General features: G+C 62.5%; 5 protein-coding genes and 4 pseudogenes. 8 read left to right on the forward strand and 1 reads right to left on the reverse strand.

What is annotated here, in order from left to right:
• The 3 genes and pseudogenes from J2754_RS15850 to J2754_RS15855 form a co-directional block, all read left to right on the forward strand.
• A partial coding sequence (locus J2754_RS15850) for a PGF-CTERM sorting domain-containing protein (protein WP_211087028.1) occupies nucleotides 1–213 on the forward strand: 213 nt, incomplete at its 5' end.
• Nucleotides 214–1,143: 930 nt separating this feature from the next.
• Nucleotides 1,144–1,297, forward strand: a pseudogene (locus tag J2754_RS16365) (protein-L-isoaspartate O-methyltransferase); the annotation flags it as partial.
• A gap of 174 nt (nucleotides 1,298–1,471) precedes the next feature.
• Entirely contained in the window at nucleotides 1,472–4,417 is a 2,946-nt protein-coding gene (locus J2754_RS15855; RefSeq protein WP_211087989.1) for a S8 family serine peptidase, read from the forward strand.
• 499 nt (nucleotides 4,418–4,916) lie between these two features.
• On the opposite strand, the gene J2754_RS15860 is transcribed toward J2754_RS15855, so the two are convergent.
• Nucleotides 4,917–8,120, reverse strand: a complete 3,204-nt coding sequence (locus tag J2754_RS15860) for a pre-peptidase C-terminal domain-containing protein (RefSeq protein ID WP_211087990.1) — start codon at nucleotides 8,118–8,120, stop codon at nucleotides 4,917–4,919.
• Nucleotides 8,121–9,719: 1,599 nt separating this feature from the next.
• On the opposite strand from J2754_RS15860, the pseudogene J2754_RS16805 reads away from it, so the two are divergent.
• The 5 genes and pseudogenes from J2754_RS16805 to J2754_RS15875 all read left to right on the forward strand — a co-directional run.
• Nucleotides 9,720–9,812 (forward strand): annotated as a pseudogene (locus J2754_RS16805) (surface glycoprotein); the annotation flags it as partial.
• Between the two features lie 543 nt (nucleotides 9,813–10,355).
• On the forward strand, nucleotides 10,356–14,156 hold the full coding sequence (locus tag J2754_RS15865) for a beta strand repeat-containing protein (protein WP_245333103.1): 3,801 nt from the start codon (nucleotides 10,356–10,358) through the stop codon (nucleotides 14,154–14,156).
• 258 nt (nucleotides 14,157–14,414) lie between these two features.
• A complete protein-coding gene (locus J2754_RS16675) occupies nucleotides 14,415–15,530 on the forward strand; it encodes a dockerin type I domain-containing protein (protein ID WP_211087992.1) in 1,116 nt (371 codons plus the stop codon).
• Nucleotides 15,531–15,803: 273 nt separating this feature from the next.
• Nucleotides 15,804–15,887 (forward strand): annotated as a pseudogene (locus J2754_RS16810) (surface glycoprotein); the annotation flags it as partial.
• A 231-nt stretch (nucleotides 15,888–16,118) separates the two neighbouring features.
• Nucleotides 16,119–16,800: pseudogene (locus J2754_RS15875) on the forward strand (hypothetical protein); the annotation flags it as partial.

The raw sequence follows: 16,800 nt of genomic DNA on the forward strand, positions 1-16,800 counted from the left end.
CTCGAAACCTCGACGAGCACGTCGACCTCGACGAGTACGTCGACGAGCACGTCCACGAGTACGTCCACGTCGACGAGCACGAGTACGTCGACGAGTACGTCGAGCTCGACGAGCACGTCGACGTCGAGCGGTAGTTCGCCGGGCTTCGGCGCGGCGCTCGCGCTGATCGCGCTGGCTGGTGCGGCGCTGCTGGCGCTCCGCCGCGAGAACTAACGCAATACGACTGACCGGCGAAACCGGTCACGCGACTTCGCGGTCCTTTCTTTCCGACGACGCTACTCGGTAGTGCGCTCTATCGAATCCTCGTAGCGTGGAATTCTGAAGACATCGAGAGCCATAGCGATGTCTCGCAGTGAGCGCCACCTCTTCATGGATCCGGGCGACGCGCTCTCGGAGCGTGGATTCATCAGAGCCTCTTGTTTCGAAATAGGCACGCCGTCGCGGTCGAACACTGTCGACCGTGACGGCGATCTCGGGGTCGACCGGTCCGCCTCGTGCAGCGCTTCCGCTGGTACGTCCGCGATGCACCGCGTCGACGCGACCCAAACCGGTCCTACTCCCCGCAAGGACCGGGTGAAGACGGCAGGTTCGGTCGGTAGCGAGAGGAGCGTAGAGCGGGCGGCGTGGCCGAACGCGGTGGCGGACGCACGGCATCGCCGGTCGGTTCGCATCGTCTCTCGTCTAATCGGCGCCTCGACGCCCGGGGAGGCCGGATCGGGGATGACGCGATCGATCGTCCATCCGTGACTCGACGGCGCACCCCCTCTCTGTCTCGATCGCGACGACGCCGAATTATCCGTACCGACAAACCGATCGACTGCGGTCGATTTTGGACGTACAGCCGGCGCGACGACGGACGGGCGGGTACGGACTGCCGGCGACGAGGTCGGCAGTGCTCGGTCGTGGGTGGGGACGTCGGCACGAACGCGACGTCGTGCTCTCTCCGAAGCTATATGTGTCCGGCTCGCAGATTGCGGACGCTGGGTACTCCAGCACGGCTCGGTGGTAATCCACCCTTCCGATCTGCCGAGTTCGTCAGGAAGAAGACGGGGCGGTCCGTCGCCGCCCTTCTCGATCCGGGATTCCGCGTAGTGTCGTCCACGCCGACGACGCGTGCGTTCGACGACGCTACCGGGGGATGTGCTCGCCCTCTGTGCGGGCGAGACGGCTCTCGAAGTCGGAACGATGTTTGTGGCTACCACGCTGCCGTCACCGCCGAGCTCGTCGGCGTGGAGAACGTTTACAGCGTCGAGTACGTCACCGCCTCGCGGAGCGGGCGCGTGAGACGTTCGTTGCTCGCCGCGATACCTACCGACCCACGACTGACCGGCGAAACCGGTCTGCGGATCCGCGGTTCTTTTCTTCGGTGCGACGGTACAGCGGGACAGTCCACGTCGTGCGCGCCTCCCGTAGCCGGGGAACCTGTCGGCTACGAGGAACACCTATGTACTCCCCCGTGTTTTCTCTCGATATGCTGACCCGTACGCTCCCGGTTCTCCTCCTCTGTGTGGTGTTACTTGCGACTCCGGCCGCTGCGTCCGGTCCTGCTCCCGCGCCGACGGCGACCGACGCTATCTCCGTCACTCACGACTGGTCCAGCGACACACCAGTCAACGTCTCGCAGGAGAACGAGTCATCGACGACGGGAAATCGGACGAACCCCGTCGTCAACGCCTCGGTCACGACACAGTGGGGAACGCTCCCGCTGACGGCCGAGACGTCCTCCGGCGACCGACCGTTCACCGCACAGTCTCACACCACGTCCCTCTTCGTCGCGACCGTCACCGACACCACGCCAGCGCGACTCGACACGATCAACGACACGGGGGCGCGCGTCCGGTACGTCGTCGATACGCAGGTCGAGCTCCGCGCGACCGACTCGCAGGCCGACGCCGTCCGGGCGCTCTCGTTCGTCACCGACGTGCATCGCCCACTCCTCTCGTCTGCCGACGCCTCGTTCGTACCCCAAGTCGGCTCGATGAATGCCGACGCGCTCCGTCGTCGCGGAATCGATGGGTCCGGTGTCTCCATCGGTGTCCTCTCTAACGGTGGTATCGACACCACCGATCCGGTCTTGTCCGGGCACATCGCCGGCGTCCGATCTTTCTCGGGCGGAATCGACAACGGTGGCGACGACGTACACGGGACGGCGGTCTCTGAACTCGTCGTCGATAGTGCGCCGGGTGCGTCGCTCTACGTCACGAACTTCGGGACGTCGGTCAGCTATCGGCGGGCGGTGCAGTGGCTTCGGCACCAGCACGTCGACGTGATCGTGATGTCGGTCAGCTTCTTCGAACAGCCGCTCGACGGGACTGGTCCGGTCTCACAGACCGCCGATCGGGCGGTCAGTGACGGCATCGTCTGGGTCAACTCGGCCGGCAACTACGCCCAAGCGCACTGGCAGGGACCGCCACGTGATCCCGACGGTGATGCCTTCGTGAACGTCGATGGCCCCTACGAGGTGAACGCCCTCGCGAACGGGACGACCGTCCGCGCCGGCCACGAATTCTCGCTCTCGCTCACATGGAACGACTGGCCGACCGCGACGTCGGATTACGACCTCTACTTGGTTCGGAAGACCGATTCGGGGCTCGCGACCGTCGCCTCGTCGCGGCGCACTCAGGACGGCGCTCGCCAGCCGACCGAATCCATCACCGCCCGCGCACCGACTGACGGCGTGTACGGTGTCGTGATCGTCAAACAGGACGACGCGACGCCGGCCGTTCGGACCCTCGAGCTGTTCTCGAAGAGCGATAGTCCGCTTCAGTATCCCGTCGCGCGCGGGAGCCTGACCGCGCCCGCCGTCGGGAATCACGTGCTCGCAGCTGGTGCGTACAGCCTTCGGAGTGGTGATGAGGAGCCGTACAGCTCGCACGGGCCGACGAACGACGGGCGGATCGGCTTGGACGTCCTCGCGCCGGACGGGGTGGCGACGTCGGTGAAGAACCCCTTCTACGGGACGTCGGCCGCCGCGCCGAACACCGCCGGTGTCGTCGCACTCCTCCTCGGGGTCGACCCGACGCTCTCCCCGGCCGAGGTCACCGAGCTGTTACACACGTCGGCGATGGACGTCGGCGATCCCGGTCCGGATGTCGCCTCGGGATACGGGAAGCTCGACGCGGGTCGAGCGGTCCGCACGCTCGAGACGCCGGTCGCCGATCAGTACGACTTCGACGCGCGACTGGAGAGCGGAAGGACCGCGTGGACCGGCCAATCCCTCTACGTCCGCGACTTCCTCGCGTCGGGACGTACTGACGTCCTGCACCGCGTCGCTGACGGGTCCGTCGGTGCGGCCGTCCGGTCCGTCCCCGTGAACGACGACGATGGTGTCGCCGTGCTGAACACGACCGGCTTGACCGGCCGATACGTGCTCACGGGATCGGACGGGACGCCGCTCGCGGTCGCCAACGGCTCCGTCACGGACACCACGACGGTCGCGGACGCCGCGTTCACGCTTCGGTCCCAATCGCTCTCGCTCTCGACGTCGGCGTCGGACGGCACGCGGACTCTCGCCGTCGCGTCGAACCGCTCGGGATACGACCTCGTCCTCGCGTGGGACGCCGCCCGCTTCGAGACGGCCGACGCGAGCGCGTCCACCGACCTCGCCGCCGCCCTCGCCCCGTCGCCCGCGAACGCGACCGCCGTCGATACCGACGGGGACGGCACGGCCGACGCGCTCGCTCTCTCGGACGTCGGGACGACCGTCACGCTCCGCCTCGATCAGCGGGCGCTCGCGAACGCGACGTACGGTGTGGCGGCCCGCGCCGTCGACACGGAGGCGAACGCGAGCGCGGTCTTCGACGTCGGGACACCGACGGGGACGATCGCCGTCTCGCCCGCGACCACGCGCGTCACGCCAAACGCGACGACGACCGTCGATCTGGTTCCGCAGGGGTTCCCGACGACGGTCGCAAGCTATTCGCTAACGCTGCAGACGACGGACCCCAACGTCGTCGCGATTCGTGGGTTCGATCTACCGACAGGCACCACGGGGACGGTTACACGTACCGACACCGACTCAATCGCGATCTCTGCGACAGCCATGAATAGCTCACACGACGGCGACTTCGGCACAGCGACCATCGCCGCGGGAACGACAGGAACTGCGTCACTCAGGGTCTCGAACGCTACTGCGACGACGCCAGCGGGAACCCAGTATACACTCGATACGAACTCGGGGCGGTTCGTCGTGACAACGCAGACGGTGCCGGCGATCGTCGGTGACACGCCACCCCGTGACCCCGATGGTGACGGAGTGTACGAAGACGTGAACGGCGACGGAACGGTCAACGTCGTGGACGTCCAGGCGCTCTTCAGTAACCAAGCGGCTGCAGCCGGTCACCCGGCGTTCGACATCAATGGCGATGGCGACGTCAACGTCGTCGACGTTCAATCTTTGTTCGTGTCCATCCGATAAACGAATATAACGCCATTTCTCTTGTCTTCTCAGTAAGCTAGAACCGGGAATACGACCGGGCTTCCGATCTATGGTACGCTATCCGCCGTCTCGGAGACGTCTGCGTTGGTGTTGGAGAGAGCGACTGGCGTGCTCGGTGGTTCGATTGTTCATTCACGACTCGAAGAAGTCGTACACGTGGGTTAACTACACGACCTCGACATTGTTACCATCCGTCGCTGCCGTTTCGATCCCGGTGTCGCATCTAGATGATGCGGATCAGTGGATTCATACCAGTACGCACAACGACCAATAAGCACGTTCGTGGGAACCTCATTCTCCCCGTGAATCAGATAATAGCCGACATATCTCTCCCGAATTCACCGAGGAAACACGTACCTCGTCGGAAACGGCGTCTCTGGTGGGATAACGTGGCTATCGAGGAACGGATGGACTCTCCCCACCTCGCTGTTCATAGCGAGGTGTGGGTTTCATCCGCGTTCGCACGTCGCCAACGGAGTTAGGTGGCCTCGTTGAACAGTGCCTGAAGATCCACGATGTTCACCGACCCATCACCATTGAAGTCGAACGACTCTGGATTCTCTTGAACTGCATCGCTATTTAGCCTGCTGAACAGGAACTGAGCGTCGATAACGGTCGCGGCACCGTCACCGTTCACGTCCTCTAAGGTGCCATCTCCGTCCACGTCCGTCGCTGGCCCTTCAGCACCGGGTAGGGTCGGTGCTGACGACTGCTGGACCTGTAGGGTCGCCCCGTTCGTTCCGCGGACGGTGTACGCCTCCCCCGCTTCGTCGCCGAGTTCCGTCGGTGACACACTCAGCTCGGCTGAGCCGGAATCCCCGGTCTGAACGGCCACCGTTGCTATTCTGACATCGCCCTCGTTGGTGGTATCAGCGAGTGCTGAATTGACCGTTACCGAAGCGCCGCCGTCTCTAATCGTGACATCGGACGCTCCGGGATCACCGCTCACAGCGACGTCGACCAGTTGTGCAACAGCGACGTTAGTCGAGCTAACGGTGAGATTGTAGGCACCGACGCCGTTGGTTACGTTCTCGACGACTACGTCGACCGTCGTCGTCGAACTCGTTCCGACCGTCTCTTCCGCCGGAACCAAATCGACCGTGACGCCGTCAGATCGGGTCGTGTCGCTACGAATGACGGTCAGATCGCCGTTCTCGCCGGGACCGTAGAGCGCACTATCGGTACCTGCGAGCCCGGTGTATCCAGCGTCGTGGTCGTTGATACGCTGTGTGACGCTCCCGTCTGAATCGAGCTCGAACAGCTCTTGGTTAGTGCCGACCCACACCGAATCATGGTAGTATGCCAATCCTTGCGGACCAGATGAGCCCGCCGGACCGCCGATACTGAACTGTCCGACTTGCGTTCCATCGGGGGTGAACTCGTGGACGGCGTTCGGCGCTGCGGTGACGTCGGCGACCCACAGCGACCCGTCACCGAATGCGAGCCCGTACGGGTCGTACGCCATGTTGATCTCTGAGCGTACCTCGCCCGTCCTAGGGTCGAGTTCGAGAATACGCCCGTCGTACGCACTGGTGGCCGCATCGGCGTACCACAGCGAGCCGGCACCGTATGCGAGTCCGCGATCGGTCCCGTCCGGTGTGGCGAAACTGTCGATCCGCTCGTGGGTGTTCAGGTCGAACGCAACGATCTCGCCATTTTGGATGGTGTAGCCGATGTCGTTCCCCTCATCGATTGCAACCCCATTCTGCGCGCTGACGCCCGTGTTCCGGTCGCCGGTGTCGATAGTGAGACTGTACGGGATCGTCCTGTCGTCGTTAGCAAATATCACGACGTGGTAGGTTCCCGTCCTCGCCACCCTGTCGATACTCAGTTGGTCGTCTTCGTTATCGTCTTCCGCGACCAATCTCGTACCATCTCTGGACTGATAGAAGAACTGGAGATCGAGGTTGCTATCGCTCAGTTCGGGGTCGAGACTCGCCGCCAGTTGCTGTCCCTCAGTTAGGTTGACGGTGAATGCGTCGATATCATCAGGGGTGGCGATCAGGTTGTCGATGGTGCCTTCGGAAACCGGGACCGATGTCTCCGGTTGATCGTTGGGTTCAAACCGGTCGTTTTCACGATCGGGGGTCGCCTCGTCGATGGCGAGTGAGTAGGATGCGGACGCGCCGCTATAGCCGTAGACCTCGATGTAGTAGGTCCCGCCCTGTTGCGCGGTGGTCGTCACCGCTTCACCGTCGCTCGTAGAGGTACTGCTGTCGACCTCACTCTGATCGGGATCGTACAGCGCCAGGTCCAGGTCGCCGACCGAGTGATCGAAGCCGATCGACGCCCTCACCTGCTCGCCCGCTTGTGCCTGCACGGCGAACACGTCACTCTCGCCGTTGACGATCTGCAAGTTACTGTACGTTCCCGTCGTGACGTCCTGTGCGGTGGAGAAGGCGTTGTTCGGCTCGAATCGGTCGTTTAGGCTCGTCTTGTCGATGGTGAGCGAGTAGGGTGCCGACGCGCCGCTGTAGCCGTAGACATCGATGTAGTAGGTCCCGTCCTGTTGCGCGGTGGTCGACACCGTTTCACCGTCGCTCGTAGAGGCACTGCTGTTGACCGCATTTTCATCGGGATCGTACAGCGTTAGGTCCAGATCGCCGACCGTGTGATCGAAGTCGATCGACGCCCTCACCTGTTCGCCCGCTTGTGCCTGGATGGCGAACACGTCTCCCTCGCCGTTGACGATCTGTAAGTCACTGTATGTCCCCGTCGTGATGTCCTGTGCGGTGGAGAAGGCGTCGTTCGGCTCAAACCGATCATTGCCGTTGTCGGCGCTCCCGCGAATGACGGCGACGTTTCCGTTCGCGTCGGGACCGTAGAGTGCGTCGTCAGTGCCTGCGAGTCCGGTGTATCCGACGTCATGTTCGTCAATGCTCTGTATCACGTTCCCGTCGGAGCTGAGTTCGAAGAGCGCCTGATTGGTCCCCGTCCAGATCGACCCGTCGTAATAGGCCAGTCCCTCCGGGCCGGCTGAGCCCGCCGGACCGTCGATGCCGAACTCCCCGACTTGCGTTCCGTCGGGAGTGACCTCGTGGACGGCATTCGGTGCTGCGGTGACGTCGGCGACCCACAGTGACCCATCACCGAACGCGAGCCCGTACGGGTCGTACGCCATGTTGATCTCTGAGCGTACCTCGCCCGTCTCGGGATCGAGTTCGAGAACGCGACCATCGTACGCATCGGCGGCCCCATCGGCGTACCACAGCGAGCCGGCACCGTATGCGAGTCCCTTATTGTCCCCGTCAGGTGCGGCGAAACCGTGGATTAGCTCTCCGGTATCCAAATCGAATGCGATGATATCGTCACTCTGGATTGCGTACACGATATGGTTCTCTCCGTCGATCGCAACGCCGCCCATGGCGTTGATCGAGCTTCCAGTACCGATACTGTCGGCGACCGGCCCGTCAGCCGTCATATCCCCTGTCGGGGGATCGTGAGTCGGTTTATCGCGCTGGTCTTCGGTACCCATATCGTTGGTGACTGGCCCGTCAGCCGTCGCGTTCCCTCTCGGAGGTTCGTGTGTTGGTTTATCACTCTGATTTCCCGCATCATCCGGTGCGGCAAAGTCTTCGATCGGTCCATCATTGGAAGCCGTGCCACCGGCTGCAGCAGCCGGTAACGTCCCAGCTACTACGACCACGACCATGGCGATTGTGAGCGCGTGTCTCACGTCCATATTGCACCTAGTTGTTATATTCTGCCCACTTAGTGCATCGCTTATGAACGAGAGACGACACTTCTACGTCGGAATGCGTCCAGTGTCTCTCCTCTGGCAGCGGTCACACGCCGTAGTCAGCCCCGCGAGATCACGACGTGGATCGATCCGCTGGTTCCGACGGGGTCGATCTCTTGTTCTCACACTGCTATTTTCGATCGAATCGTACGCAACGCGTCTCCACGCATCGATTCGGTACGCCCATTGGATGGTCCGGCACGACGAGACACAGCACGGTTTCACTTTCTGCGAGGACCTGACCGCGCGCACGACGCGCGCGGCTCTCACAATGTTCGCACTCGTCGAGACTCATCCGGGAGCGACGAGCTGCGATGCCGACCGGCGGCGCACGTGATCCCGGATTCCGTCGCATCTCGATCATCGATGACTCGATACGCGAGCGAGTCGTCGTTCGGTGGTCGGGCCGACTGCATCCCCTCGTCGTGGCGGTCCGAGCGTCGTCGCGGCGGCGCGTGGTGACGCTCACTGTCGCCGTCCGCTTCGATCCAGTAAGTATCACCTCAGGGCACAGGTGATCCATCATATCGGCAGTCGGCCGGACCATCCGAAAACGCGACCGCGAGTGAGTTCGAACGCTCGACGCTTCTCACTTGACGTACTCGCACGCACGCGTGAGGGCGTGCGCACACTCTTCTCGGGTCGACTTGCGCGCGTGTCGGTGCGACGTCCGAGGATCTCGACCACCGAGGCGTACATTATCGTCGCGCGCGATCACCGTCGGCGTCGACGCCCCGCACGGACTACTCAACGAGACACACGAAACGGTCTTGCGACGCGCGAGACGGACACGGCGACGCTCACCGAGACGCCCCCTCATGTTGACGCCACGGGGGACGCGCGGACGCCCGTGCCGAGTGAGACGGATCGGTCGTCGCGGCCACACGAGGTGGTGTCCGATCCCGGACGCGTCGCCGCGGGGGACGACGTCGACACCGACGAGGACGGTGCGCACCACACCCGGGTCGTGACCCGCCATCGTGATCACGCGTGTGGTGCCCTCCCCGCGAAGTCCGCTACTCGTCCTGCGCGTCCGCGCCGTCGTCGTGACTCTCCATCCCGTCCATCGGCGTCGGGGTTCGGCACTCGACGACGATATTCGCGGTTGGTCGCCTCCACCGACAGCGTACCACCCACAAAACATATACCTGTCACACCGAGATACGGAAACGCTTCTCCGCTGCACTGACCACAGGGGGAAGCACGTGAGGGGCGGCGAGCCGTCGCCGCTCCCGCGTCCCACCGCGCCGGGACGGCCGGTCCCGGTGGTCCTCTCGACCCAGTAGTCGATTCCTAACCGCCGCGTATACGGAGTCTGTGGCCGAATGCGGCCACTTATGCCACTCCTAATTCAGTCGATACACGCGCTCTCGCGGTGTTTTGCGGGCCATTGACACAGTAAGCTATATGTGGTTCGGGTGGTTTGTCCCTTTTGTCAGTGCAGCGGAGGCTGTAACTAGAAACCCATGATACACGACACACGTACTCGCGTCGATCGCGCTCACGCGCGTGACGGATCGTATATAACCACGGAGGTGACGCATGAGTAGTCGCTCAAGCAAGGCGCGCGCCCTCGTCCTCACGCTGCTCATGATCGGCTCCGTCTTCGGCGGCACCATCGCGTTTGCCGGCGGGGCGGCGGCGGCGTCAGGACAGCAGAGTCTGTCTGGCGGTGCGAGCTCCAGCAGTACCTTCGGGAGTGCAGATACGTTCTCTGATAATTCCCTAGATCCTGGATCCTCGTACAATAATTACGCTGTTTATTTCAGTCTGAACAACGTCAGTAATGATGGGACCACTGATACGATAAACGTCACGTTCCCTAAGACGTGGTTCGATAATGGGGGAGAACTTTCGGCCAACAGTTTCTCCGTCCAGAATAACTCTTCTGGTGGTACTATTTCAATCACCAGTAGCGTTAGTATAATTGACAACAATGACGGTAGCCAGACGGCCACGATTGACGTCTCCCCAGATGATTCCTCGTGGTCGTCTAACGTCTCTGCTGACGTCAAGGCTGACCTTAATATCCGTACCCCCGATTCGGGAGGGTCATATACGATCAGTGCAGCGCTTGATGACAGTAAGGACGGTAACGATGTCTCACAGTCGTTGAGTCCTGATATCTCTGTTAATAGTGACGGGACTCTCCCAAAGTTCTCGGAGTCGACTGAGAACGTGACCAATGGTGACAACGCCATGGTCAACGTCTCGGTGTCCGACAACACTCGGGTCGCTGAGAACTCCATCTCGGTCAACGCGACGAACCAGAACACGGACACGACGTACACGCTCGTCTCCGACGGCGCTGTCGAGATGGGCGAAGAGGTCAGTGCGTCGAACTTCACCGACGGCGACAACAACAAGACTGAGTACGTCAATCTGAGTGTGCCGCTCCCGGCAGGCAGCTACACGATCGGTGCCTCCGCGAGCGACGTTAACGACAACACGAACTCCACGACCGGGCTCAGTGACGGCTTCCACGTCAACCTGGATGTCTCCCTCGATCCGGCATCGGTCGTTGCCGGCCAGGAGACGACCGTGAACGCGACGCTGTCGAACGTGCCTGACAGTTGGAGCGTGAACTACGCGCTCCTCGCCGGTGGCGACGACCTGAAGAAGACCGGCAGCACGAGCTCCGACAGCTTCTCCGTCACCAGCCTGTTCGACTCCGGTGACGCGAACTACACCGTCACGGTGAGCCCCGACATTAGCGCGACCGAGCTCAACGTCTCCAACAACGACGGATACGCGAACGTCTCGGTCACGCAGGGCAACTACATCTCGGAGCTGACCACGACGCCGGAGAACCCCGTCTACAACGACACTGTCACCGTGAGCGGCACGCTGATGAACTCGTCGACGGGTGACGCCGCGAGCAGCGTGACGCTGAACTTCCAGAACGGCGGCGGCTCGAACATCAGCGTTTCGACGACCGACTCGCAGGGGAACTTCGAGTTCTCCGATGTGCCGGTTGCCGACGCCGGTAACTACTCGGTCGTGAACAGCTCGAACACCTCCCTTGAAACGGTCTTCGTCGGCCCGGCCGACGCGGACGTCTCCCTCTCCGTTGAGGAGACGAACCTCAAGGGCTTCGACAACGACTACACGGTCACGGCAGATGGCGATACCGGCGCGCCGCTGACCGACTGGTCGAACTCGTCGAACCCCACTGGTAACTACCTGAACGTCACCGGTCCGTTCAACGGGACGATCAACTCGGACAACATCGAGAACGGGACGCTGCTTAACGCCGCGACGTCGAACGGGAACACGTCCTACTTCCACGTCAACGCCACGGCTGGCAACGTCACGTTCAACGCGACGCCGACGACGAACACGTCGGACGTCACGGTCACGCTTGAGAACAACGAGTCCGATACCGCCTCGGGCTACGAGGTTGCGAGTCCGGACACGTTCGCGACGCTCGACCTCACGGGAAGCGACGAACTCGCCACGCAGGAGTCCGATCAGGACCTCTTCGTGACGGGTGTCCCGTCCGAGATTAACGTTAACGGCACTAACAGCGGTCCCTCGTCGACTGTCTCGGCAACCGTCGTCGGGAGCAACAACAAGGCCCCTGCGTCGGGGCGTGCGCTCGCGAACGCGACGGTCTCTCTCTCAGGTCCGGGCATTGATGTTGCCGATCAGACGATCAACGGCAGCGAAAACTCTGATGGGACGGTCGACTTCACCGTCTTCCCGTCCGAGGCCGGCACCGCGACGCTGACGGTTGAGGCCTACTCGACGGATCAGGAGGACTACATCACGCAGACGGTCAACGTGACCGTCACTGGTGACAACTACGAGAACCTCACGCCTACCAGCGCCGAGGTTGGCGACAACTCGACGGTTAGCGTGCAGATCCTGAAGGATGGCACGCCGCAGAACAACCGTGTCGTTCGCTTCCGGAGCGACAAGAACGTCTTCAACGTCAGCGAGACGGACTCGACGTTCAGCCTGCTCCGGATCAACGCGCAGCAGGGTCAGGCGCACTTCGGTTCCGGCTCCGGGGCGCCGACGCGCTCGATCAACACCAACAACGGCATCTACGCTGTTGAGGGTGTTTCCTTCGAGAACACTGGCAACGTTGACCTCAAGGTCAGGAACCCCGACAAAGACCTGACGGTTAACGCGACGGACGCACTCTCGGTCACGGGCGTTGACGTCTACGACATCACGTCCGATGCACCGAACGGCCAGCTCCTCGCGAGCCAGGAACAGACGGTGCAGTTCAACGTCACGCGTGACGGCGAACGGGTCAATGGGAGCGACCTTCAGACCCTGGCAGGTAGCCTTAGCGCGGAGCAGGACGGGGAATCGATCCCTGTCGCTGACGTCTCGACGATCAACACGACGGGTAACAGCGACGTCGACACCATCGAGGCGAACCTCACGGTTCCCTCGGCGGACGCCGACGTCAACGTCTCCGTCACCAATAGCGGCCAGCGCGGCGAAGCCACCTACGGCGTCGTCGCTCCGGCCGTTTCGACGAACATGACGGCTGACAACTTCACCGAGGCCACCCAGAACGGTCCGGTGAACGTCACCGTCTCCGACCCGCGCACGGGCGACGTCATCCCGGGCGCGACGCTGCAGATCACGCCGCACAACATCACCGCAAATACGAGTATCTCCCAGAATTCGATCGACTCTGACAAGTCCACCGACACGTCGGTGGACGCGAACGGGAGTAAGGTGATCACGGTCACGCCCGACATCGTTGGTGAGGACCCGGCGAGCATCGAGTTCGCCACGAACGCCTCCGGTGGCTCGTCCTCCTACGTCACGGCGATGAACGTCTCGGTCGGCGAGATCACCACGGGCGCACCCGAATCGGTCGCGCCTGACACGCAGACTTCGACGACCTTCGTCGTCCGCGACGCGAACGGCGACGGTCTCGAACAGCGCAGTGTCACGCTGAACGGTGCTGGTGTGGACAAGACCAAGGACACCGACTCGGACGGTGTCGTGGACTTCACGTTCACGCCGGACACCGGTACGGTGAACATCAACGTCACGAACGACCTCTCCGGCAACCAGGTCACCGTTGACACCATCAACGCGCGCCAGCAGGTCGCGCTCTCGCTCAGCGCGCACGACCTGCCCGCGTACGCTGGTGATAGCGTCTCCTTCGAGCTGAACCGCGGCGACGTCTCTGGCGTCTCCGTGAAGGGTACGCTGACGGTCTACAACGCGAGCGACGACGTCGTGAAGACGACGTCCATCACGGGCACGAAGTCCGTCCAGTTCAACGAGTCCGGCGACTACACGGTCGTCGCCTCGAAGGACCCGACGGACAGCAAGTCCTTCATCAACGCGTCGGCGAACGTCACGATCGAGGGCTACGCGAACGCCTCGATCACGGCCGACCCGGCGACGAACAACACCACGTCGACGCACTCGGTCACGCTGCCGGTCACCGCGGATTCCGCTGGTGACTCGCTCAACGGCATCGAGATCGACTACTCGGCTGGTGACTCCATGACGGACGTCAGCGAGGTCGGCATCGACAACATCCAGTCGGTGACGGTCTCCGGTGACAGCGTCATGGTTCAGGAGGCTTCCGTCTCCAACAACGGCCACACGCTGCAGCTCTCCTTCACGGGAGACACGCAGCTTCAGCAGGGCGATGTCGTGGAGATCGTCTACGACGACGTCCAGAACCCGGCCAGCGCTGGCGACTACGAGGTTACCGGTGCGCTCAACTACCAGAGCGACCCGGTCAACACGCAGTCGATGACGCTGACCATCACGAACGCGTCCGCCGCGCCGGTTCTCGTGGGTGACACGCCCGCACAGGACCTGGACGGTGACGGGACGTACGAGGACGTCAACGGCGACGGCGAACTCAATGCCGTCGACGTGCAGGCCCTGTTCAGCAACCTCGATGCCGCTTCCGGCAACGCGGCCTTCGACATCAACGGCGACGGTGAGGTCAACGCCGTTGACGTGCAGGCCCTGTTCGCGTCCCTCTAAGCAGAACGAACTCGACTTCCGTTCTTTTCTTTCGCGCGCTAATCGGGAGCGACAGCGTCGTCGTCACGCTGCATTAGGGATCAAGTCCTCCACGTGTGAGCCCGTCCATCGCTAGCCTCTCTAACGGCTGCGTGTACCAGTTGCCTCGCACGCGATGGCTGCTACTCAAAACGAGATCGACTGGCTGCTTGTGGTGGGCCGTGTTCGGCGATCGTCTTCGGAGAAAGGTTCTTTCATCTGCCCGCCGTGTTACTGAGCGTGTACTACTCCAGACGCGCCCTCGTGCTCGCCGTGCTCGTCGTCTGTAGTGTCGTCGCGGTCCCGTCAGCGGTGACGGCGGCCGGGACGACGACAGTCGACGTACACGCGGACTCGACGAGCGTCCACGAGAACGAGACGGCGACGTACCAGGTCGTAGTGAACAACACCACGGACGGTATCGGTGCGTACACGTTCACAGCCGCGCTTGCGAACGGGAGCGTCGGCACGATTACCGCGGTCAACTATAGCGGGGACCCAGGCCAAACTGACACCACCTACGGCGCGGAGAACGACTCGGTACAGCTTCGTGCCGCACTCGCCGACACGGCTCAGACCGGGTCAGTCCAAATCGCCGAGATCACCGTCCGTGGCGACGCCGCTGGCTCGACCGGCCTCAACCTCTCCCTCTCCGCACTCGGTGACGAAACCGGCGAATCGTACACCGTGTCCACACTCTCGAATGCGACACTCTCCGTGACCAGTTCGTCACCGCCGGCACACACCCTCTCGATTACGCCGACGAACGCATCCGTGAGTACGAACTCGACGCGCACGCTACAGATTACTGGCACCAACTTCACTGATGGTGTCGGGACGTACGAGTTTGAGCTCGGACTCTCTGACGCAAGCGTTGCGACGTTCGAATCCGTGACACCGGCCGGTGACCCCGGTCTCGAGAACGTCTCTGTTGACCCCGCGACGGCGACAGTATCCGTATCCCTGGCTTCCATCTCCGAGCCAAATCCCTCGCTCGCCAGCGTGACGCTCTCCGGTGCGCAGAGTGGGAACGTGACGTTGGCGCTCAGTGAGATCAGTGTGGGCGATCAAAATGGTTCGGTGTACCGGACCACAGAATCGACTGAGACGACAGTGTCCGTTACGACGCCGCCCGACTCCGTTGTTGGTGACGGCCAGCCGACGGATACTGACGGCGACGGAACGTACGAGGACGTCAACGGTGACGGCAGCCTCGACGCCGTCGATGTGCAGGCGCTTTTCACCAATCGTGAGAGCGCGACGGTCCGTGAGAACTCGGCGGCGTTCGACATCAATGGTGACGGTACCGTTGACGTCGTTGACGTCCAACGCCTCTTCTCAACCGCCACGAGTTAGCTGCGCACCTACCGCCTTTTTCGTCACCGCGTGGAGACCACCACTGCTGTGTGCAGTACGGCTATCGCTCGTTGCTGTTCTTCTCCCTCGAACCCAGATTGACCGATAGCAGTCTTAGAAGCCGTATAATCCCTTCCCTAGCACTCCTGTTCTCATGCTTTCGTGGTGTCCAGTCCCCTCTGTGTTTAACACAAAGTACTTACCACCTGTGTCCAAACAAAACGGCGAACCCAGTCTGTCCCGACCCATCGGTCAGGCTGGTATGACTCAAACATGACAAGCAATAAGATTCGGAGTATCGCACTCTCGGCTCTCATGGTCGTCTCGGTTATGGCGACCTTCGGGGTTGGCGGTGCAGCCGCTGCCTCGACAACGCAGGTTAACGTACAGCCTGCGAGCCAGAGCGTGACCGCCGGCAACACGGCGACGTATGATGTCGTCGTCGCAAATGCCGACGGTGGCGTTGGTGCGTATACTTTCACCTTCAGTTCGAGTAACGTTTCCGCAGCTACCATCACTGACGTCTCCCTCAACGGAGACCCCGGACAGACGGATGTTTCCTACGCGTCCGACAACTCCTCCGTTGACGTGACCGCTGCGCTCGCTGACACGGCGCAGACCGGTGAAGTCACCATCGCGACGGTGACCGTCACGGGCGCGGCCGCCGGCTCGGCGGACCTCGGCCTGACGGTTGATGCTCTCGGTGACGAGAGCGGTCAGTCCTACGACGTCTCTGCGTCCAACGGCGCCTCTGTGACCGTTGACTCGCAGGGTGGCACGACGACGAGCACGTCGACGAGCTCGTCGACGACGACGCCGTCGGATGACGGTGGTGCGGACCACCGTGCGGCGAACGCGGACGGGAGTGGTGAAGCGCCGACGGACGGCGTTTCGGAAGTGTACATCTTCCCGGGCGCGACGGTCTACAAGGGTGAGGAGGACCTCACCTTCGCGGGCGGTCTCGGAAGCTCGCTGACGGGCGTTGCCGGGAACGCTGAGGGGACGATCCTCAGCCCGCCGGTCCCGCAGGATCAGGCTGAAGGTCGGTACACGACCGACGGCGAGTCCGGCTCGCCCGGTGTGACGGTGAACACGCCGCGTGTCACCCAGCTTGACGTGAACAACCAGAACGGGAAGGACATCTCCGGTGGCTCGGTCTCTGAGCAGAACGCTCAGAACCTCGAAGTCGCCGCGGACTGGAACTTCCAGGAAGCCGAAAACCTCGAAATCACCGTTGAGGACTCCAGCGGTCTGGAGATCACCGGTGACG

This window comes from Halarchaeum nitratireducens (assembly GCF_017874695.1).
In the GTDB taxonomy this organism is placed as follows: Archaea; Halobacteriota; Halobacteria; order Halobacteriales; family Halobacteriaceae; genus Halarchaeum; species Halarchaeum nitratireducens.